Below are 19007 nucleotides of genomic sequence, written 5' to 3'. Positions count from 1 at the left end.
ATATTTGGCTAGAATTCCTACCTTTACACCGCCAAATAAACCCAAGTATAACACCATGAAAAAGGACTTTCTCCCCATCAACGGGACCGACTATGTCGAACTCTATGTCGGCAACGCCAAGCAATCCGCCCTTTACTACCAATATGCTTTTGGCTACGAACTCGTAGCCTACGCGGGTCCCGAAACGGGGCTCCGTGACCGTGCTTCCTACGTATTGAAACAGGATAAAATCAGGCTAGTCCTCACCAGTCCGCTGCAGGAAAACCACCCCATCGCCGACCATATCAAAAAGCACGGTGACGGCGTGAAAGTACTCGCGCTGTGGGTGGATGACGCTGCCCAATCCTTTACAGAGACCGTGACGCGAGGCGCCGTACCCTACGCCGAACCAAAAGTCATGAGTGACGAACATGGCGAAGTCGTCACCGCTTCCATCAGGACCTATGGTGAGACCATCCATACTTTTGTGGAAAGAAAAAACTACAATGGCGTCTTCCTTCCGGGCTACAAACCCCGAAAGAGCGGATACAAATCCACCCCAATAGGCCTCAAGTACATCGATCACTGTGTGGGTAACGTAGGCTGGGGCGAGATGAATAAGTGGGTCGATTTTTATGAAAAAGTCATGGGTTTCAGCCTGTTGGTGACATTTGATGACAAGGATATTTCCACGGAATACTCCGCCCTCATGTCCAAAGTCGTTTCCAACGGGAACGGCTACATCAAGTTCCCAATCAATGAACCGGCGGAGGGAAAGAAGAAATCCCAAATCGAGGAATACCTCGACTTCTACAACGGACCCGGCGTTCAACATATGGCGATCGCAACCGACGACATCGTGCATACCGTTTCGGAATTGAGAAGACGGGGAGTTGAGTTTCTGGAAGTGCCCGCCGTTTACTACGATGACCTGTTGCAACGGGTCGGGAAGATCGAAGAGGACCTGCAGCCGCTCAAGGACCTCAATATCCTTGTTGACAGAGATGAGGAGGGGTACCTGCTTCAGATATTTACCAAACCAGTGCAGGACAGACCTACCCTATTCTATGAAATCATCCAACGCAAAGGCGCCAAATCCTTCGGTAAAGGAAACTTCAAGGCACTGTTTGAATCGATAGAAAGGGAACAGGCGCTAAGGGGAAATCTTTAAGGAATCTTCAGCCGGGTTTGAATAGCCCGGCTGTTTTTTTATCTTACTTTTTTAATTCAAACAAAGTGGAGGAAAAGCTCAAATTACTAATCACGCATTTTGAAGAAGAGAAAGCCTTTCTTCAACAACATATCGACGAAGCGGTATCCGAATCCGAGTTTTTGACAGCCCATCGAATTCAAAAAGGCTTGCGCATTGCCGATGAGAAATTGCGGATTCTCAAGTCGATACAGGATCCAAACTCTGAAAAAAAGGATGGCTTGTGCAAGATGCGTGACAGATTCCAGGCATTTCTTTCAAAGATTTCAAATGAGTTTGAAGCGGGGTTGATCTCCAGGGAAATCCAACATATAGACCAAAAATTGGAAGTCCTCAACATAGAACCCCTTCCGGTGCTGCGGGAAGGGAATGGTTTTCTGAAAAAACACTTCCTTGGATTAATCGAAGGCGAATTAGAAAAACTTGAACTGTACCTTCAATACCAAGAAGAGATCATCATTGGTCTCGAAAAATCAGAAAGTTACCTGCAAATATCAGTAAGGATTGATCCTCTAGAAAAATCGCAGGAAAAATTCAGAATTGAATACTGGAAAAAGGATCTTAAACGATTGGGCTTCGAACCCTTGGAAAACGGATCATTGCACATTCTACTTCCCTTAGGTGCTTATGAAGATGATTCTTGGTCGGCTGTAGAATACCTGCTCACAAGGATTTACTTTGAAGTCTTCCGGTTGCAAGGAATCAACGGGAACGCCTTCTTGAAGATTATTCAAAAACATCCTGGACAAGACCAAAATACCTAATTGCCCTTTTCTTGGTTTTTCGCCTGTTTATAAATGAAAATACCTGTATCGGTTCTCTGTTATTTACCCGAATTCCATAAATTAGAACGTCCAATTACAAAATTTTTAACAAATGACAACAATAGATCCAAGTATCTTGGCGAAAGCCGAAAGCTGGCTGCACAGCAACATTGACGAGAAAAGCAAAGCGGAAATTCGTTCACTTTTGGAAGCCGCTGACAAGACCGAGCTGATTGATTCCTTTTACCGGGATTTGGAATTTGGCACCGGCGGCCTGCGCGGCATCATGGGCGTGGGTTCCAACAGGATGAACGTCTATACCGTCGCCATGGCAACCCAAGGCCTGGCCAATTACCTGCTCAAATGCTTTCCCAACGAGGAAGTCAAAGTGGCCATCACCCACGACTGCCGCATCAACAATACACTATTTGCCGATACCACCGCCAATATTTTCACCGCCAACGGGATCAAGGTGAAATACTTCCGCGAACTCAGGCCCACGCCGATGTTGTCCTTTGCGATTCGGCATTTTGGGTGCAAGAGTGGCGTCATGGTTACCGCTTCCCACAACCCAAAAGAGTACAATGGCTACAAGGCCTATTGGGACGATGGCGGTCAAGTAGTCGCCCCTCACGACAAAAACATCATCGACGAAGTACAAAAAATCACCTCTTTCGATGACGTGAATTGGAACAAAAACGATGCTTTGATTGAGTACATCGAGGAGGATTTTGACAAGATTTACCTCGACTTGGTCAAAACACTCAGCCTTTCGGGCGATGCAATCCAAAAGCAGAAAAACATGCCGATCGTGTTTTCGCCGATCCATGGTGCTTCGGGCAAAATGGTCCCTGCCGCACTCAGGGCCTTTGGTTTTGAAAACGTGCATGTCGTTAAGGAGCAGGAAAAACCGGATGGCACTTTCCCCACCGTTATTTATCCCAATCCCGAGGAAGCCGAAGCACTTACGATGGCGATCGAATTAGGGAAAAAGACGGGGGCCGAATTGGTGCTTGCCTGTGACCCGGACGGCGACCGCTACGCTGCCTGTGTGCCTGATGGCAAAGGAGGCTACGAGTTGCTCAACGGCAACCAAACAGGCTCACTCCTCACCTACTACCTGCTGAGCAAATGGAAGGAAAAGGGCAAGCTTGACGGAAAACAATTTATGGTCAATACCATCGTAACGACCGAACTGATTGACGAAATCTGCAAAGGCTTTGGTGTGACCTGCTATTCTGTCTTGACAGGGTTCAAGAATATTGCTGAGGTCATCCGTAATCTGGAAGGAAAAGACCAATTTATCGGCGGCGGCGAAGAAAGCTACGGCTACTTGGTCGGTGATTTTGTCCGCGACAAGGATGGCGTCTCCGCCTGTGCCATGGTTTCCGAAATCGTGGCTTATTACAAGACCCAAGGGAAAACCGTGCAGGATGTTTTGGCCGAAATCTACATGCAGTTTGGCTTCTACAAGGAGTCATTGATCTCTGTGACCAAAAAAGGAAAAGACGGTGCCGAGCAGATCCAGGCCCTGATGGCAGGATTCCGCACCAACCGGCCGACGGAAATGAACGGCGTAAAGGTGGTGAAGGTCGTGGACGTGAAGGAAAGCAAAGTCTACGACGTTAAAAACGGTACCGAAAGCCCACTCAAGATGGACAAATCCAACGTCATCCAGTTTTACCTGGAAGACGGCAGCAAGATTTCCGCCCGTCCATCAGGCACGGAACCCAAGATCAAATATTACTTCTCTGTCAACCAGCCTTTGCCCGACAAAGGCTCCTACAAAAAAGTTGAGGCAGCATTGGAAGCCAGACTCGAAGGGTTGAAAGCCTACTTCAGTTGATCCAGAGGAAATAAAAAACCAAAATCCCGGCCCAATCCGCCGGGATTTTTCTTTTCAAGCAAGCAAGAGGATTCCAAAAAATGGGCTTGTAAATGGGAGCCACTGGGAAAGAGTCGACATTTGGCCGAAGTATTTCAGCATTTGTCCCACGAAGTAACCTTTCATAAAAAAATCCAATACTTGAAAAAATTCCTATTTTTGTGCCGTTCTTTGCAACCCCCACTCATCCGCTGCGTCTTTTAGATGCACCTCAATACTCCACTATGAAAAGAATTACCCAAATCATTTCCCTCCTCTTGGTCCTTTTTGCCGCTTCTTCCTGCGAAAAAGAACCCGAGAGGCCGGATTACAATTACAGCTTCAAGATCAATGGCGTGGAGAAGCGCTTCAGTGCCTCCAATGATGCCAATATTGTGTACATTGACGATGTGGCCTCAGGTTTACGTTTGGCCATTTGGACGATGGTCACAGGAAGCGACCCAGAAAAAAACTCGGTGATCATTTCCCTTCGCACTTTAGAACGCTTGGAAATGGGCCTCACTTATCAAATGCAAGAGGAGCTTGTGGTACAGGGAAGGGTATCACCCAGAATGACCATGATCTATTTTGACGAAAACGGGAAGGCTTGGGGCGCGACTTTGCTTCGTTCGCAAAATCCCGGAGCTCGAGACAACTGTAACCTTAGCTTGACCGATTTCACCTCCGAAGGCACCACCGGTACTTTCGAAGGCGTATTGTTTGATCTTTCTGACACCACGACGCCACTTGCCGACAGGACGGCTATGTTGCTGACCGAAGGCAAATTCTTTTTGCCAAACTTCGTGGAGAACAGATAGGTATCACACAGATATGACATTTACAAAAGGCCGACAGGAAAACCTGCCGGCTTTTTTGTTTTGGCGGATGGGAGGACTTGAAGTTTGGATGTGAGGAAGTTTTGGGGATTTGAGGCTGCGTGGGATTCGTGAACATCCCCTGGGGATTCCTGAAACCTCCATTCCGAGAAACAGCTTTAGACCATGTAGTAAGGTCTACTTATCCCCTACTTTGGTACTGCTTTGATACTGCTTTGCACCTAGACTGGTACTACTTTGCTACCAGGTTGGTGGTAGTTTGGTACTGGACTGGTGCTGGGGAATGAAATTTTGAACGAGCCAAAAATGAAGATAATCCATATCAACACTTGAACTCAGAAATTAGAAACCGAGGATAAACTGGTTTTGCTTAACTTAGGGCTTGTTAACAAATGCGAGATATGTGGCAGGATTTTGTTACCCGATGGTTTTTTGTCGCTGAAAAAGTGGGGCTGCGGTATTTCCTCGTAGCGGGGATTGCCTTTTTTGTGTTCTATTTCTTGTTGCACAGGGTCATGCAGCAGCGCAAGATGCAAGTCAAGTTCCCAAAATTGGGGGATTATGGGCGTGATATTATTTACTCTGGGATCACGATCCTGATATTCGCGACGATGGCAGCCTTTGTGTTTGTGGTACTCGATCCTTACACCTTTTATTACAGGGATGTGGAAAAATATGGTTGGTTTTACTTCTTCCTGAGTTTTCCGCTGATGGTCCTGGTGCACGATGCCTATTTCTATTGGATGCACCGACTGATGCACCACCCCAAATTGTTCAAGGCGGTACACAGGGTCCACCACCAAAGCACCAACCCTTCCCCATGGACCGCCTACGCCTTCCACCCTCTAGAGGCGGTCATCGAAGCAGGTATCATCCTGGTTCTGGGCTTCGTGATGCCGGTGCATGTCGGGGCCTTTGCCTTATTCATGCTGTTCCAAATCACCTACAATGTATACGGGCATTTGGGCTATGAGCTTTATCCGAAAAACTTCCACCGCAGCGCCATCGGCAAATGGATCAATACCAGTACCGCCCACAATCAGCACCATCAGTTTTTTCACGGCAACTATGGCCTGTATACGCTGATTTGGGACCGGCTTTTTGGCACCCTACGCAGCGATTACAATGAAAAATATGAACGGGTGACTGATTCGAGAAAGGAAGCTGAGCTGATGCATAAGGCATGAAATCACCCTGTGGTTTGTTGGAAAAAAACGTTTTTCGGTTCAGTTTTTTGCTACGAGCTCCTTCCCACATGGATCAGCGCATCCCCTGCATTGACCACGGGATTGTTGTTGAGACCGATCACGTGGCCGTTGTGGGTTGCTTTTACCGGGATTTTGACTTGTCCATAGGGATCTGAAATTTTCGCGAGGATTTGTCCTTTTTTGACCTCTTGGCCCAACCTCACATTGGAGGTAAAAATCCCCGAAACCTTTGCCCGGATCCATGAACTTTCCGGAAGGATGATCCCTGGTTTTGGTTGCGGAGCCTTTTCGACCATCTCCAGAAATTGCAACATGCGCAGCGTACCTGCCACGGCTTCCTCCACGGCGTAATCGTCCAGCCGCATGGATTCCCCCCCTTCATAGACGAGGATATGCTTCCGCTGCTTGTAGGCTTCCTTGCGAAAGGACTTGTCGATATGCGGAGAATCCAAAATAAAGTGCGTACCAAAAGCCTTTGCCAGTTCAAAACCCTTTTTATCCTTGAAATCGACCCGCACTTGCGGATAGTTGGACAGCATCCTGCCACCGGTATGGAAATCGATACCATAGTCGATCTGTGGGATGATCTGGCTGGACATCATGTAGGCGATTTGGGAAGCAAGCGAGCCCTTTTTGCTCCCCGGGAAACTCCGGTTCAAATCCCTGCCGTCCGGGAAAGTCCGTGAATTGCTTAGGAAGCCATAGACATTCACCAAAGGCATCAAAATAACAGTACCCCGCAATGGCTGGATCAGGTTATCTTCCAACATCCGCCTGACAGCTACGATGCCATTGATTTCGTCGCCATGCACGCCACCGGAAATCAGCACCACGGGTCCATCTTCCTTTCCCCTGCGGATGAAAACCGGAAGGTCAATCAGCGTATGGGTAGGCAAGCGTGCGATGGCAATGTCGATATTGAGGGATTGGCCGGGCCGTACTTTGATGCCGTTGACAATGATTTCTCTCATAGTGTGTAGGTGGTTTGCCGCTGAGGCTTTCGGATTTGGGCAAAATATGCTTTACTTCGCAGCACCGCTTTTTTGCAGCTATGAATATACAAGAAAACATTTCCCTCCTGCCCTACAACACCTTCGGAATGGACAAAAAGGCCCGTTTTTTTGTCAGGGCCCAAAGCGACAAAGACGTGATCGATGCGCTTCTCTTTGCCCGGGAAAAGGGGATTCCCCTGTTGGTCCTCGGCGGAGGCTCCAATATATTGTTGACAAAGGATTGGGAAGGCTTGGTGCTGAAAATGGAAATCAAGGGAATCCAAGTGGAAGATTGTTCTGAGGATGAGGTCTTGGTAAAAGTCGGCGCGGGCGAGAATTGGCATGAGTTTGTCCTATTCTGCATCGAAAACGGTTATGCTGGCGTGGAGAATCTTTCCCTTATTCCCGGTACCGTCGGGGCCTCTCCCATGCAAAATATTGGAGCCTATGGCGTGGAAATCAAGGAAGTATTTGACAGCTTATGGGCCATTGAGCGAAGTGAGCTCGCAAATAGAAGATTCTCCTGGGAAGAATGCGCGTTTGGCTACAGGGAAAGTGTATTCAAAAGCGCACTCAAAGACCAATACATCATCACGCAAGTTTGGTTTAGGCTTTCCAAAAAACCGCAGATCAAAACCTCCTATGGAGCGATTCAGGACACCTTAAAGGAATTAGGCATTCGACAGCCTAGCATCAGAGATGTCAGTGAAGCAGTCATCCAAATACGCCGCAGCAAACTCCCCGACCCTGCCGAAATCGGCAATGCAGGCAGTTTTTTTAAAAACCCTACCATCCCAGCCGATCATTTTGAAAGATTAAAAAGCGAGTATCCGAATATTCCCGGATTCCCTGCGGAAGAGGGTACGAAAGTCCCTGCGGCTTGGCTCATCGAACAGGCGGGTTGGAAAGGGAAACGCTTTGGAAGTATCGGCGTGCACGCCAAGCAACCTTTGGTACTGGTCAACTACGGTGGCGGAGAGGGAAAAGATATTGTCAAGCTAAGCCAAGATATCCAGGCCTCAGTAAAGGAGCGGTTCGGAATTGCGCTCCATCCCGAGGTGAACTTTATCTAGATCAGGGGATCTTCAAAGAGAATGTCTTTTGGGTATTTAGCCACTTCCACCCCAAATTTCCTTAGAAAATCCAATCCCTCATCGGATGGCAAACCCTTGTATTCGGCATATGAATACATGTACACCACTTTGACAATCCCCATCGAAAATATGATCCGCGCACAGGCGAGGCAAGGCGCCAACGTCACATACAAGGTCGAACCCTCCACGGACGTATTGTTCTTCACGGCATAGAGAATCGCATTTTGCTCGGCATGGAGGGCCAAGGTACAGCTTCCCTTGCTATCCCGCGCACAGCCCGTGTCGGGAAATTCCTCGTCGCAATTGTGGGTTCCGGCAGGAGGACCGTTATAGCCGATAGAAATGATGCGGGTTTCTTTGGTGAGCACCGCTCCGACGTGCTTTTTGATGCAATGGGAACGCTTGGCCAAGTTGACCGCCAATTCCATAAAAATATCGTCAAAGTGGGGTCTTCCGGTGTTTGTCATCTGCAGGCCAATACCAATGGGGTGTTTTTCTCCAAAGTCCAAAAGTAATCAAATCTGTTTTTCCGCAAACAGGAAAAGCACGAATTGATCGATGTCGACAAACCAGCTTAGCGGCCTGCTTCTTGATTTTGGTAACTTAAGTTCCAAAACTCATCCAATCTGCTTATTTTCCAGCTTGAAGATTAAGTCAAATGGAAGCATTCAGGGATGCAATTTTACAAATGATCAAGGCTTCGAAAGAAGAGCTCGCCGTTTTTTTGGATTTGTGCCATCTCAAGACTTTTTCAAAAAACGAAATAGCCCTACAGCCAGGGACCATTCCGCAGGAAGTACTATTCATCAAGAGCGGTCTTATTCGCGTCATCATAACCGACCGCGATGGAAATGAGCACACCATTCATTTTGCCATGGAGAACCAATTTATAACAGACTATTCGAGTTTTATCCTGCAGCAACCGGCATTGTATTCAATGCAGGCCTTGGAAACCACGGAAGTAGTGGTATTGCCGCGAAAAGCTATCGAATGGGGATATAAAAACCTCCATGAAGGCGAAAAAATGGGCCGACTCGTCGCTGAGTTCTATTTCATCTACCAGGACAACCGGATCAAAAATATCTACTCCCGCAGCCCAAAGGAAAGATATGAGGCCATCACAGAGGTTTTTCCAAACATCCATCAGCGGGTCCCCCAACACATGATTGCATCCTACCTAGGCATCACGCCCGTCCATCTAAGCCGACTGAAAAAATCCGAGCGCTGAGCGAGTCTAAACATTTGTTAACGCCCCCTGCCCTGCATTTCAAATAGCTTTGGATCAAACATATCCAAATCTTATGAAAGCTACCTTCATCTCCATCATCGCCGGATTGGTCGGATTCCTGACTGGACCGCTTACTACGAATCCCAGTGCTAGGAATTATAACCAAGCAATCATTTGGCCGGAAGGATTTCATCCAACCGAGAGTAAGTTTTATGTAGAAAACGAAATCGAAATCGATGCCTCCCCCGAGATCGTCTGGTCTATCCTGATCGAAGCGGAATCATGGCCCAATTGGTACGAGGGGGCAAAGGATGTCAAAGTCACAGGAAAAAATTCCCCAAACCTGTCTCAGGAAGCGAGATTATCTTGGAAAACCATGGGGCTAAAATTTGACTCCGAAGTTAGGGAGTTTGAAATCAATCAGAGACTTGCCTGGCTTTCAGACAAAAAAAGTATCCAAGGCTACCATGTTTGGATCATCACGCCCACGGAAACCGGCTGTCGTGTCCTCACCGCAGAGACACAAAACGGCTGGTTGACTTTCTTTGAGAAAATCTTCCAACCCAAAAAGCTCCATCGGCTGCATGACATTTGGCTGGCTGCATTGAAGCAAAAAGCTGAAAGTGCGCAACCATAGATTGAAGTTGATCGGAATTGATCGAAACCTACCACCAAGCAGCTTCTTTGTAGGTCTGCTTTTTGGTAGCGCGTTCCCGGTTGTACAGTCGAATGAACCGCCCGTCAAGGACTTTCAACCTATATCCCAACAAGTGGAAAAGCTGTTTGGCGAGGTACTTAGCGACTTTTCTGTCCACCCGGAGTATTTCCTTTTTCTTGTTTCCCCAAGAAACACCGGGAAGCAAGACAAGCAGATTGTCAAATTTGAATTTCCTCAAGAAGGCGGACAGGTTGAGAAAGAAGCTCGGGACCTTCCGGATGACGAAGAATCCCTCTTTCCCTTGGCTTTGATAAAGGGGCATAAAAATATGGGCATCTTGGGGAAACAATATTTCGTGACCTTGGTGCAGTGCCACCGGAGTGCCTTTTTGGACTTTCTGAAAACTCTCAAATCCCGGCCGCATCCTGAATACCTCAAATTCCGCCACCTTGTACACTTCGATGATTTCAAAAAACGAACCCTTGTCAAAAGCCGGATGCTGAAGTGTCCGATATGCTTCCTGCGAGGAAGCAGGTCCATCAACCTGAAATATCCCGGCAAACTCCAAACACAATTGGGAAAATGCCTTGCAACGCTCGATGGACTGTGGATCCTGGTGCTGTCCCCCCTCAAATCCCAAGGCGACATATCCCAGTTCATTGACATAGCTCAGCAGTGGTCCCGTCAGGTATTCCTCGATCCCAAGGATGATAGGAACTGGAAAGAGCGCCGCAAATTTCCGATTTGCAAGCGCGTCATTGATCGTCATAAACGGGGCGGATTTGCCTGAAGTCGTATGCAGGTCAAAGAAATAGAAAGGACCCTCCGAGGCATCAAGTACCTCCTCTAGAAAATCCAAAATCTCAAGCATTTCGTGCTCCTCTTCCAGTAGGACCGGTTTGATGCGGATACGTTGAATCGCCTCTTTTGTCCAAAGTCGATTCAGGTCCTCATCCAAATACCTGCTTTGCTTTTCCAGCGCCCTGATGTTTCCGCGGATCCCGATCACGCGTCCCTTCAAATCGTTTTCTCTCGGGGATAACGCTGCGAATAACCGCTCCAGGGCTGTTACACCTGCGGGTTCGTTTCCATGAATGCCCGCGAAAAATATGGCCACAGGTCCTTGCTTTCGGCTTCCGATATCCCCGATAATCCTCAGCGGACTTCTCGGAGGAAGTTTATCTTTTACCAAACGATGGAGTGCCTTTTTCATAGGTCTTTGGAGGTGATGATACCTATCAGTTTGCCATCCTCCACGACAGGAAGGGAATGAATCCCAAACTCATCCATGAGCCTTTTCGCCTCCTCCGCGGATTTGTCGGCTTCAATGGATACCAAAACCCGCTTCATGATTTCCCTCACCGGACGGACAAGATTGTCGGGCGTTTCGGAAATCTTAGCCAAATCAGTCGAAGAGATCATCCCCAACAACAGCCTGTCGCCATGCACGATGGGCAAATGATTGATATTTTTCCATTTCATGATATGCACCGCCATCTCGATCGGATCGTACTCATCCAAAGTGAAGGTATCGGTATTCATTACATGCCTTACCCTCAAAAATGGCACAGAGGAACTTTTGCTCTCCGGAAGCCCCCATTCCCCGATCGGGCTCCCTTTTTCCTGATTCGAAAACATCAATTCCGTGAGCAATTGGTTGGCCTCGTGCCGCTTTTTGGTCTTCAGTAAGTGTCTGTAGCTTTTGGTGGTCCATTCGGCACCGTTGTGGGACTCGATTCTTTTTTGGATAATGGCCAAATATAAATCTGCCTCTTGGACAGCCACTCCTAGACTTAACAATCCCTTCTTGGCCCAGGGCAGCATTACTTCGGAGACCAAATTCCTTGCAGTCCAGACTTTCCCATCCCATTTCATGGGAGCGCTCAGGCCGTATCTGGCGGCGGCGAGAAAATTGGTTTTGACATCTTTGAAATCCATCATTTCATGGATGTTTTGCATGTCAGCAGGCATTCCTTTCATCAGTCCGATCCAAAAAGCCAAGTTTGCGACTTCATCCACAATGGTCGGCCCCGAGGGAATGTACCTGCATTCGATGCGCAAGTGAGGTTTTCCATCGCCGACGCCAAAACAAGGCCGATTCCATTTGTAGACTGTGCCGTTGTGGAGACACAGCGCCTTCAGCTTTGGAATTTGACCTTCTTCCAATAAACCAAAGCTGCTTATCCCAAGATCAGCGGTGAGAATTGCCTTGAATCTTGCGATCTGATCCTTAAACACGTCAGCGACAGACCCGGTGTGCCAACCGTTATCGAAACTGACCCGGGCTTGACTATCGTTCAGCAAATGGGAACTCGCCCTTACGTCTACACTCTGGGTAAACAATGCGAGGCGGGTTTCCTGCCACAATTCTTTGCCGAAAAGCAGGGGAGAATTCACGGAGACAGCCAAAACCGGTGCTGAGATGGCATTTGCCCAATTCAACATGGAGACAAACTCGGCAGGGGTGGTTTGGAGGTGGATTTGAAAACTCGTGTTACAGGCTTCCAGCAAGACAGAATCGTGTGAAATGGTGACTTCATCCAAGCCTTGGATATGGATTTGAAAATCCGAACCGCGGGCATTCCTTGCTGCTTTGTTGAGGATGCCATAACGTTCTACCGGAGTCAGGTATTCAGAACGGGTATGGGCTTGTGTCAAAGTCGGCAAAATCCCCGTCAGGATGAGCTTTGAACCCAACTCGGATGCCGCTTGCTGTGCCTTTCTGATATGGGCCTCCAAATCCTCCTTTACCTTGCCTAGGCAATTCTTACCCAATTCAACAGGATCTAGGTTGATTTCGAGATTGAACTTTCCTATTTCCGTGGTGAAATGGACGTCGTCCAACTTGGCGAGCAATTCCTGGGCACGCGGGTCAGGCATATATTCCCCATCGACCAGAAAAAGCTCCTGCTCTGCGCCGATTCGAAGCGGTGCAGTTTCAAACAAACCTTGATCGAGCATATATTCCAAAGCCCGCACATCCTGCATCAGGCGATGTAGAAACTCGGCACGGTCTTCGGGACCCTCCAGTGCCCTCACATTGTGTACACCCATAATTGCTCCTTCCTGAACAATGGAAAATTATGGATAAAGGAAACCAATAATTATGAGCAAAGTCACTTAACTGCTTGATAAATACCATGAATCCACCGACTTGAAAAGGCAGATTTCATTTAGGAAAAAGATTGCATAATGTAATCCAGACTCGATCGAAGCCTTTCGGTCGCTTTTGACAACTGACTTGTTCCTTTCGACGTATTAAAACCATCAGAAAGGATACATGAAGCAATTCTAGCCTTAGAATTTTTGTTCAGAATACCCTTACTCAAACAGAAACCATACTGTTTAGTTGATGAATCTCAAAACATAAAAAAACCAAGCCTATGAAAATCATACCGCTTTTTACAATGCTCTTTATCACTGCCATTGGCACTCATGCACAAAGCGAAATAAATGGAACAGCTAATTCCGCACTTTTCCAAAATAATAAATTGAAGCTTGCTTTTTCGGATACCAAACAGACCCAAAACGTGGTGCTATTCGAAAGCATCCAACCACTTACCAATGCCGATTCGCTTGTTAACAAAATCATCCCCCCGAGCACCGTTCGGGCCGAAGAAATCGTTTATATCATGCCCACCAAAGAACTCGAATCAGACTCCCGCATGCCCGTGTACGTTCCAAATCCAGAAATCCATTATACCATACTAGACAAAAAATTGGGCGGGCTTGTCATTGATCCGCGTAAGGATTGAATCGCGCCTAAGCGACGGTAATCGTCTTTTTTAAGGTAAAACCATCCTTTAGGTTGCCAGTGACAGCGTCTGCCATGTTGCCTGCGAGGCTGTTGCGAAAAAGTCCGTCGTCCGCATTGGTAGTATCTTCCTTTCCTTTGTACCCCTGACTGGCATAAACTACCGAAGTACTTGATTCGGGAAACGCGACTTGGGTAGCAAGAAGGGATTTTCCATCCTTGATCACCTCGACATGGATATGCGGCGCCCGGCCCGGATACCAACCCGGGAAAATGCTGATGAAGGAAACCTCACCGTTTTGGTCGGTCGTCTGCCTTCCGCGGAGAAAGGAGACGTTTCGGTAATCGGCCTCCTGCAGGCGGTTTGCACCGTATTCCGAATAGTTGCCGTCCGCATCACAATGCCAGACATCCACTTGGGCGCCCGCAATGGGCTTACAGTCTTCACTTTGATCTTGGATTTTTAGATTGATCAGCAGAGCGACGCCCTTTCTGTCGGTTACGATATTTGCCCGCATCAATTCCGTAGGCGTTTTGATCGGAAACGGGCCTCTCATTTCCGAAGGCGTTTTCTCGCAGGCGGCCAGATCATCCAACTGCTGGTTGGCAGGACCCTGTCCCACGATCGCATGGGGCAGCGCCACAACGCCACCAAAACCAGCCAATGTTTTCTTGATGAAATCCCGCTTTCTCATGGTCTTCTGGGTTGGGAATAGTGGAGTAAGTTAATGATTTTCAATTACTTTTTACCGGTACCCAGAATAAATGAAATGTCCTACTTCTTCATCCCAAACTCATACACGATCTCATGTCGGTAAGTCTCTCCAGGATTAAGTCTCGGAGATGGGAAATTCGGCTGATTGGGTGAATCAGGGAAAAACTGCGGCTCTAGGCACATGCCAAAATTCTTCCCATAGGTCACACCCCCCGTGGTTTGCTTTCCATCCAGAAAATTGCCGGAGTAAAATTGGACACCAGGCATACTGGAATAAACCGTCATCGTACGCCCCGTTCCTTCATGGACCAATTCAGCCATTTTGGTGAGTTTTCCATCGTGTTCCTTCTTGATTACAAAATTATGGTCATATCCGGCTCCCGTTTCAGCAATTCGCTCTCCAATCAAATGCGGAATGCGAAAATCAAACGGGGTTCCTTCCACGGGAGCGATTTCGCCGGTCGGAATCAAGCCCGCATCGACAGGCGTGTAATGCTCTGCGAAAATGGTCAATTGATGTCCCAGGATGTCTTCCTTCATTCCCGAAAGGTTGAAATAGCCATGATGGGTCAAGTTGACGATGGTCGGCTTGTCGGTGGTGGACTCCATTGTGATGGAGAGTTTGTTTTCCTTGTCGAGTATGAAGGTCATCGTCGTGTTCAAATTGCCCGGATAGCCTTCCTCTCCATCTACACTGAGGTATTCCATCTTCACACCGACAGCATTTTCCAAGCTATCGATAACCGAAGCCTTCCAAAATTTCTTGTTGAATCCCTGTAAACCCCCATGCAGGTGGTTGGGGCCGTTATTCGTGGCCAATTGGTATTCGGTCCCGTCGATGCTGAATTTGCCTTTGGCAATCCGGTTGGCATAGCGGCCGGCAGTCGCACCAAAAAAATAGCGGTCGTTGATAAAATCCTCCACTTGGTTGTAAGTAAGCATGATATTTTCGGAATTTCCGTCTTTATCCGGCACCAGGATGCGGGAAAGAATGCCACCGTAATTGGTGAGCTCGACCTCCATTCCGTTGCTGTTTTTCAAGTTAAATACCTGGGCGTCTTGGTCTCCCATTTTGATGTTGCGAACATTGATTTCAAAGTTGATCGTCTCGGTCACGGCTTTTTTTGGTTTGGGTTGGCAGGCAATAACAGCCAAAATGATGAAAATCAGAATGCTAGTTTTGAACATGGTTTGACTGGGTTTATCAGGTAAAATAAAACTAAATACTCGAATTTCATCCCATTTTTAGGATCAAATCACCCTGCTCGATTTGGATGGCTTCATTTTTGAATTTTAGTGCCAAAATCGAAATTCAATATGAAAAAAATTATTCTATTATCCCTTACTGCAGTCGTATTTACTGCTTCCTGCGTATCGAAAAAGAAATACGTGCAACTCCAAAATGACCTCATGAAATCCGAAACAGCGTTGGCGGAGACGAGGTCCGAGAAGGAAACCTTAGAAGCTGAAAATAAGGTTCTTGAAGAAAAAATGGGTCGTATCGAAGCTCGGGTCAATGAGTACAATGCACGAATCAATTCTCTAAAGGCTGACAATGATGCGAAATTCAGCTTGGAAGGAAAAACCCCTATGTCCAACATCACTAGGGAAAAACTTAAAGCCACTTTGGCTAACGTCGATGCTGCGGAATTGGCCAATGCAAAGACCTTGGAGGACTCCATCAACCTGGCTATCGCGCACAACATGAAGAAATCCATCACAGACGGCAGTGCCGAACAGGATGAAGATATCCAAATCGATATCGACAAGACCGTCGTGATGATCAATGTATCCGACAGGCTACTTTTCAACACCGGTAGCTACCAAGTTTCCAGAAATGCAGATGGGCTTTTGAAGAGATTGGCAGAGGTAATCAACGCCGAGCCTTCCCTGGAAGTGATGATCGAAGGACATACAGACCCAAGGACGATCCAAACCGGCGTATTGCAGGACAACTGGGATCTGAGCGTGAAGCGTGCAACTTCCATCGTCCGCATTTTGCAAGACAAGTACAAAGTTGCCCCAGAAAAATTGATCGCTGCGGGCCGTGCAAGTTACATTCCGCTGGTCGAAAACGACTCAAAGGAGAATATGGCCAAAAACAGAAGAACAAGGATCGTCTTGATTCCTGATTTGGATAAATTCTTCGCGATGATTGAACAATAAATTGATCGGAAAAAGCCCTAGTACTTATTTATCTCTAACACAGATCTAAACACTAAAAAAGCCGGTTTTGCCGGCTTTTTTGTTTTCCTAGAGTTTGGAATCATTGCTGTGTGCCCATGGGATTCTCCGATTCAAAAGATTCAAAAGGATAAGTCCGTGGCAATACTTCAACTCCCGTAGTCAGTTTGATGGGCGCCTGTCCAGGAAATGTGATTTCCACAAAATAGGCAGTGTACCCTTTTTCTGGCTGCTTCATGGCGATCTCGTAAGTACCTTTTTCATTGACCAAAATCTCGGTAGACGTCCACTTTGGCCCCAATACGTCGATTCTGAAATCCCTTGCATCAGGGTTGGTCGCGGACCAAAGCTTGATAGAAGCAGGCTTTTGATTCGGGTCTGTTTGGACGAGTATCTTGTCCCCCTCGATATTCCATGAATAGGAAGGTCTCGTGGCCTTGTTAAGGACGGAAGCGTAGAATGAGATCATGTTTGGCAGCGCGTCAGACTCCCGAAGATCATGTCCAAAGTTGGGGACGTATTGCAGGTGCTTTTCCCCGGGGAGGCTATCCCAATAGAACTTCCAGCTGTCCGGGAGAAAAAACTGGTCCCCTGCGGCATTGATCAAGAGCTTGGGTTTGTTGGCATAGGCCTCCAAAAAAGAATATGGCTCGGTAATCTCCAACAGGCGCTCGTACTCGGCACTTCCCTGCCAGTCCATGATGCCTTCCCGCACATAATCCTCCACGGCAGGTGCCCAGAATCCATAATTTCTCCAATGGTGCTGAAAGGAAGGTTGGATATTGAGCAAGTCGATCACAATCGGAACAAAAGCCACTACCCTGTCGTCGACCGCCGCCGTGGTCCACGTGGTCCAACCACGTTTGGATGCGCCAGCGACCACAAATTTGTCCAGGGTTTTACCCTTTTGCCCAGCCACTTCGGTCGCGACATCCATGGCCAACTTCACGGCTTTGGTCATCGGCAGCCTCGCCAACCAAATCGCATCTTCATCCTTGGCTCCTCCTTCCAAAAACTTCCTCCAGCCATAGGCAATAATGGCATCCTCATACCGCTCGCCGAAGGTGTCATTCGCAAATACGACCGGCTGGAAGGGCACGTTGTGGATTTCTGCCACGATCGAGTTGGTGCGTTGCGCTGTCTCTAGAACCAAAGCCGCCGGTTCGGTTGGCATCTTCGAATCCTTGCTACCACCCCCAATCCACATCAAGCCCGTTTGGTGGGGTGTATCCTTGGGAATCACAACAGAGACCCAATGCCACCACTCCGTTTCGTTGACAATATCTTTCGTAAGCCAATTTTGGGATACCATTTTGAGTACTACATAGTCATAGGTTTCCGTAGAGTTGCTGTGGACCATTTCATAGCGAAAGTCGGGGTCTGGTGCGTGGACATAATCCTTGAGCAGCGTCATGGACCTCTCGGCCAACGGCTCAGACATGTTTTCCTTTGCCTGGGGCTTGCATTGACTAAAAAGTAGTATCGCAGCAATCCAAATCAGAATGCCAAATCGGGACAGTTGAAGTTTGTGTTTCATGGGTTTACCGTTGTATGAATTGGGAAGTTAAGATAGGAAAAAAAGGTTTGCTGAGGTAAAGATCGAAATCTGCTAATCATTCCTTGGATCATCATTGCTTGAATAAGGAATCGTAGGTAGCTCAAACTATTGATTTATATAAGGTAGATTATATAAAAATTAATTTTTTATTTTTAGTTTCAAATGTCTATTTCCAGCAACAATCCTCATCCGACTACAGCCATGATATATTCCAAATCCGATCTCAGAAACCTGACCTACAAAATCAACGGTGCTGCAATCGAAGTCCACAAGCATCTCGGGCCGGGATTATTGGAATCAATATATCACGAGTGCATGAAGCACGAGCTTCGGCTTCGAGGATTGAATTTTCTTTCGGAAATGAACATTCCGATCCACTACAAAGGCATCAACATGGCGACTAATCTGCGATGCGACTTGTATGTGGAAGAATGCATCGTCGTCGAGTTGAAGTCTGTGAAGGCAGTCGATCCTTACGACGAGGCTAAACTTATGACTTACATGAAACTTCTGAATGCGCCAAAGGGAATCATGTTCAATTTCAATGTGGCACAACTTTACCCAGACGGACAAAAGACCTACGTGAATCAGCTTTTCAATGATTTGGGCGAATGAGTGGGGTTTAGAATTCGAACCACAAAAGCGACAAAAGAAAACAAAAGGCACAGGAAACTTTTGATCTCTTTTGTGGCCCAAAATTCATCTTAGTCCATTGCCCTATCTCGAAAAACCCTCCCCGCGTGTTTGAATATTTTGATGAAGGATTCCAAATAAAATCAACCAAAAAAGGGACAAAAGACAACAAAAGAATTCAAGCCCTTTTGATCTCTTTTGTGGTTAAAATCACCTTTCTCGTTCCATGCGCCATCGCCAAGTGGCATTTTCGGAATCTCCATTGACTCGGGCGAATGAGTGAGGCTTAGAATACGAACCACAAAAGCGACAAAAGAAAACAAAAGGCAA

18 protein-coding genes are annotated in these 19007 nt (G+C 47.3%); 11 read left to right on the top strand and 7 right to left on the bottom strand.

The window, feature by feature from the left end:
* Nucleotides 1-55: 55 nt before the first annotated feature.
* From hppD to C943_RS09145, 5 genes are all read left to right on the top strand, one after another.
* Entirely contained in the window at nucleotides 56-1150 is a 1095-nt protein-coding gene (gene hppD, locus C943_RS09170; protein WP_008626937.1) for a 4-hydroxyphenylpyruvate dioxygenase, read from the top strand.
* 65 nt (nucleotides 1151-1215) lie between these two features.
* The gene (locus tag C943_RS09165; RefSeq protein WP_157198494.1) at nucleotides 1216-1953 is read left to right on the top strand and encodes a hypothetical protein; all 738 of its coding nucleotides are present in this window, start codon (nucleotides 1216-1218) and stop codon (nucleotides 1951-1953) included.
* Between the two features lie 112 nt (nucleotides 1954-2065).
* A complete protein-coding gene (locus tag C943_RS09160) occupies nucleotides 2066-3799 on the top strand; it encodes a phospho-sugar mutase (RefSeq protein WP_008626929.1) in 1734 nt (577 codons plus the stop codon).
* A gap of 263 nt (nucleotides 3800-4062) precedes the next feature.
* Complete coding sequence (locus C943_RS09150; RefSeq protein WP_008626910.1) at nucleotides 4063-4635, top strand: hypothetical protein; 573 nt, start codon at nucleotides 4063-4065, stop codon at nucleotides 4633-4635.
* Between the two features lie 419 nt (nucleotides 4636-5054).
* Nucleotides 5055-5840, top strand: coding sequence for a sterol desaturase family protein (locus tag C943_RS09145; protein WP_008626908.1), 786 nt, complete (start codon nucleotides 5055-5057; stop codon nucleotides 5838-5840).
* A 50-nt stretch (nucleotides 5841-5890) separates the two neighbouring features.
* Here the strand turns inward: C943_RS09145 and C943_RS09140 are convergent, their stop codons facing one another.
* Nucleotides 5891-6832, bottom strand: a complete 942-nt coding sequence (locus C943_RS09140; RefSeq protein ID WP_008626888.1) for a succinylglutamate desuccinylase/aspartoacylase family protein — start codon at nucleotides 6830-6832, stop codon at nucleotides 5891-5893.
* Nucleotides 6833-6876: 44 nt separating this feature from the next.
* Here C943_RS09140 and murB point away from each other — a divergent pair, with 44 nt between their 5' ends.
* The gene (gene murB / locus C943_RS09135) at nucleotides 6877-7926 is read left to right on the top strand and encodes a UDP-N-acetylmuramate dehydrogenase (RefSeq protein WP_281166944.1); all 1050 of its coding nucleotides are present in this window, start codon (nucleotides 6877-6879) and stop codon (nucleotides 7924-7926) included.
* Here the strand turns inward: murB and C943_RS09130 are convergent.
* On the bottom strand, nucleotides 7923-8414 hold the full coding sequence (locus tag C943_RS09130; RefSeq protein ID WP_051069563.1) for a deoxycytidylate deaminase: 492 nt from the start codon (nucleotides 8412-8414) through the stop codon (nucleotides 7923-7925). The two genes, murB and C943_RS09130, sit on opposite strands and share 4 nt — an antisense overlap.
* Nucleotides 8415-8635: 221 nt before the next feature.
* Between C943_RS09130 and C943_RS09125 the strand changes: the two genes are divergently transcribed.
* Together C943_RS09125 and C943_RS09120 are read left to right on the top strand one after the other, a co-directional pair.
* Nucleotides 8636-9175, top strand: a complete 540-nt coding sequence (locus tag C943_RS09125; protein ID WP_234862231.1) for a Crp/Fnr family transcriptional regulator — start codon at nucleotides 8636-8638, stop codon at nucleotides 9173-9175.
* 73 nt (nucleotides 9176-9248) lie between these two features.
* Nucleotides 9249-9812, top strand: a complete 564-nt coding sequence (locus C943_RS09120) for an SRPBCC domain-containing protein (protein WP_008626881.1) — start codon at nucleotides 9249-9251, stop codon at nucleotides 9810-9812.
* 28 nt (nucleotides 9813-9840) lie between these two features.
* Here C943_RS09120 and C943_RS09115 read toward each other — a convergent pair whose 3' ends face one another.
* Nucleotides 9841-11046: a succinylglutamate desuccinylase/aspartoacylase family protein gene (locus C943_RS09115; protein ID WP_008626880.1), complete on the bottom strand. Its 1206-nt coding sequence runs from the start codon at nucleotides 11044-11046 to the stop codon at nucleotides 9841-9843.
* Nucleotides 11043-12887: a glutamate-cysteine ligase family protein gene (locus C943_RS09110; protein WP_008626879.1), complete on the bottom strand. Its 1845-nt coding sequence runs from the start codon at nucleotides 12885-12887 to the stop codon at nucleotides 11043-11045. Before C943_RS09110 ends, C943_RS09115 begins: the two co-directional genes overlap by 4 nt.
* 329 nt (nucleotides 12888-13216) lie before the next feature.
* On the opposite strand from C943_RS09110, the gene C943_RS09105 reads away from it, so the two are divergent.
* Nucleotides 13217-13588 carry a hypothetical protein gene (locus C943_RS09105; RefSeq protein WP_008626878.1) on the top strand — a complete coding sequence of 124 codons (372 nt, stop codon included), beginning with the start codon at nucleotides 13217-13219 and terminating at the stop codon, nucleotides 13586-13588.
* 7 nt (nucleotides 13589-13595) lie between these two features.
* On the opposite strand, the gene C943_RS09100 is transcribed toward C943_RS09105, so the two are convergent.
* Both C943_RS09100 and C943_RS09095 read right to left on the bottom strand, forming a co-directional pair.
* Entirely contained in the window at nucleotides 13596-14282 is a 687-nt protein-coding gene (locus C943_RS09100; RefSeq protein WP_008626877.1) for a dioxygenase family protein, read from the bottom strand.
* A gap of 80 nt (nucleotides 14283-14362) precedes the next feature.
* On the bottom strand, nucleotides 14363-15490 hold the full coding sequence (locus C943_RS09095) for an aldose epimerase family protein (RefSeq protein WP_008626876.1): 1128 nt from the start codon (nucleotides 15488-15490) through the stop codon (nucleotides 14363-14365).
* A gap of 129 nt (nucleotides 15491-15619) precedes the next feature.
* Between C943_RS09095 and C943_RS09090 the strand changes: the two genes are divergently transcribed.
* Nucleotides 15620-16468 carry an OmpA/MotB family protein gene (locus C943_RS09090; RefSeq protein ID WP_040479799.1) on the top strand — a complete coding sequence of 283 codons (849 nt, stop codon included), beginning with the start codon at nucleotides 15620-15622 and terminating at the stop codon, nucleotides 16466-16468.
* Nucleotides 16469-16568: 100 nt separating this feature from the next.
* Here the strand turns inward: C943_RS09090 and C943_RS09085 are convergent, their stop codons facing one another.
* A complete protein-coding gene (locus tag C943_RS09085) occupies nucleotides 16569-18023 on the bottom strand; it encodes a PhoPQ-activated pathogenicity-related family protein (protein ID WP_008626874.1) in 1455 nt (484 codons plus the stop codon).
* Nucleotides 18024-18245: 222 nt separating this feature from the next.
* On the opposite strand from C943_RS09085, the gene C943_RS09080 reads away from it, so the two are divergent.
* Nucleotides 18246-18659: a GxxExxY protein gene (locus tag C943_RS09080; RefSeq protein ID WP_040479797.1), complete on the top strand. Its 414-nt coding sequence runs from the start codon at nucleotides 18246-18248 to the stop codon at nucleotides 18657-18659.
* Nucleotides 18660-19007: the final 348 nt, after the last annotated feature.

The sequence above is a fragment of the Mariniradius saccharolyticus AK6 genome (assembly GCF_000330725.2).
Taxonomy (GTDB): domain Bacteria; phylum Bacteroidota; class Bacteroidia; order Cytophagales; family Cyclobacteriaceae; genus Mariniradius; species Mariniradius saccharolyticus.
The sequence above is the reverse complement of the archived record's forward strand: the minus strand, read 5'-3'. Positions and strand labels throughout refer to the sequence as shown.

Bases quoted from the DNA above. Each gene is read 5' to 3' on its own strand.
- hppD (WP_008626937.1), top strand. From the start codon at position 56: ATGAAAAAGGACTTTCTCCCCATCAACGGGACCGACTATGTCGAACTC.
- C943_RS09160 (WP_008626929.1), top strand. From the start codon at position 2,066: ATGACAACAATAGATCCAAGTATCTTGGCGAAAGCCGAAAGCTGGCTG.
- C943_RS09150 (WP_008626910.1), top strand. From the start codon at position 4,063: ATGAAAAGAATTACCCAAATCATTTCCCTCCTCTTGGTCCTTTTTGCC.
- C943_RS09145 (WP_008626908.1), top strand. From the start codon at position 5,055: ATGTGGCAGGATTTTGTTACCCGATGGTTTTTTGTCGCTGAAAAAGTG.
- C943_RS09140 (WP_008626888.1), bottom strand. From the start codon at position 6,832: ATGAGAGAAATCATTGTCAACGGCATCAAAGTACGGCCCGGCCAATCC.
- C943_RS09130 (WP_051069563.1), bottom strand. From the start codon at position 8,414: ATGACAAACACCGGAAGACCCCACTTTGACGATATTTTTATGGAATTG.
- C943_RS09125 (WP_234862231.1), top strand. From the start codon at position 8,636: ATGATCAAGGCTTCGAAAGAAGAGCTCGCCGTTTTTTTGGATTTGTGC.
- C943_RS09120 (WP_008626881.1), top strand. From the start codon at position 9,249: ATGAAAGCTACCTTCATCTCCATCATCGCCGGATTGGTCGGATTCCTG.
- C943_RS09115 (WP_008626880.1), bottom strand. From the start codon at position 11,046: ATGAAAAAGGCACTCCATCGTTTGGTAAAAGATAAACTTCCTCCGAGA.
- C943_RS09110 (WP_008626879.1), bottom strand. From the start codon at position 12,887: ATGGGTGTACACAATGTGAGGGCACTGGAGGGTCCCGAAGACCGTGCC.
- C943_RS09105 (WP_008626878.1), top strand. From the start codon at position 13,217: ATGAAAATCATACCGCTTTTTACAATGCTCTTTATCACTGCCATTGGC.
- C943_RS09100 (WP_008626877.1), bottom strand. From the start codon at position 14,282: ATGAGAAAGCGGGATTTCATCAAGAAAACATTGGCTGGTTTTGGTGGC.
- C943_RS09095 (WP_008626876.1), bottom strand. From the start codon at position 15,490: ATGTTCAAAACTAGCATTCTGATTTTCATCATTTTGGCTGTTATTGCC.
- C943_RS09090 (WP_040479799.1), top strand. From the start codon at position 15,620: ATGAAAAAAATTATTCTATTATCCCTTACTGCAGTCGTATTTACTGCT.
- C943_RS09085 (WP_008626874.1), bottom strand. From the start codon at position 18,023: ATGAAACACAAACTTCAACTGTCCCGATTTGGCATTCTGATTTGGATT.
- C943_RS09080 (WP_040479797.1), top strand. From the start codon at position 18,246: ATGATATATTCCAAATCCGATCTCAGAAACCTGACCTACAAAATCAAC.